The sequence below is a fragment of the Thermococcus sp. EP1 genome, assembly GCF_001317345.1.
GTDB lineage: Archaea > Methanobacteriota_B > Thermococci > Thermococcales > Thermococcaceae > Thermococcus_A.
In genome coordinates this window covers 1-812 of the sequence record NZ_JXCG01000031.1, presented here as the reverse complement: position 1 = coordinate 812, position 812 = coordinate 1, and the positions used below count along the sequence as shown (strand labels likewise).

The window sequence follows — 812 nt, the reverse complement described above, 5'->3', positions numbered from 1 at the left end:
AAATTCCACAACCCTTACAATAATCATAGTCAAAAACAGGATAGCTCTCTTCATCTAGATATATAGCTGGTTCTGGACATAGAGTGTAACATAGGAAGCATCTAACACACTTATCTTTGTCAAACTGTGGCATAAAAACTCTCCATCCACCGGTCTTGTTGACGACGCTGCTTCCAGGAATGTAGACTACTGCTCCAGGTGTCATCTTTTCACTATACTCTTTTTGGACTCTCTCAATATCAGCTTTGAACGGACTTTCAGCCATGCATACCACCCCAAGCGAATTATATCATTTTTACTTTAAATTTTTCGTAAAAATAAAAATATCAGCCGAAAACCTCGGCCTTCTTTTTGAGTTCTTCCCATTCTTTTAGTACCCATTCTTGGAGTACTTGAATATCTTCTTTAGTCATGTACTTAAATCTTCCTTGTAGTTTTATGAAGTCCTCAAGGGGCTTGGGTTCCTTGTTTGGTGAAGGCATGTTTATCTTATACTTGCCGTTTTCGTATTCAAAGAGTGGGAAATATGCTGTTTGAACTGCTAGACGGGCAAGTTCAATGGTCTTGTCAGTTGGTGCCCTCCATCCTGTTGGACATGGGGCAAAGAGTTGTATGAATGATGGACCTTTAATCTTCTTGGCCTTCTTGAGCTTTCTCATGAAGTCTTCTGGATAAGCAACGCTAGCTGTAGCAGCATACGCTGGCTTGTGAGCTATTACGATATCAATGACCTTCTTCTTTGGTCTACTCTCAACGAAGTGTTTCTTTCCACCCGGAGTGTTGGTTGTCCATGCTCCGTAAGGAGTGGATGA

General features: G+C 41.0%; 1 protein-coding gene and 1 pseudogene. Both read right to left on the bottom strand.

Annotation, left to right across the window (positions count from 1 at the left end; genetic code table 11):
- Nucleotides 1-265, bottom strand: a 265-nt coding sequence (locus EP1X_RS09915; RefSeq protein ID WP_055284082.1) for a 4Fe-4S binding protein, incomplete at its 3' end; no start/stop codon positions are given.
- Nucleotides 266-326: 61 nt separating this feature from the next.
- Nucleotides 327-812 (bottom strand): annotated as a pseudogene (locus EP1X_RS09910) (pyruvate synthase subunit beta); the annotation flags it as partial.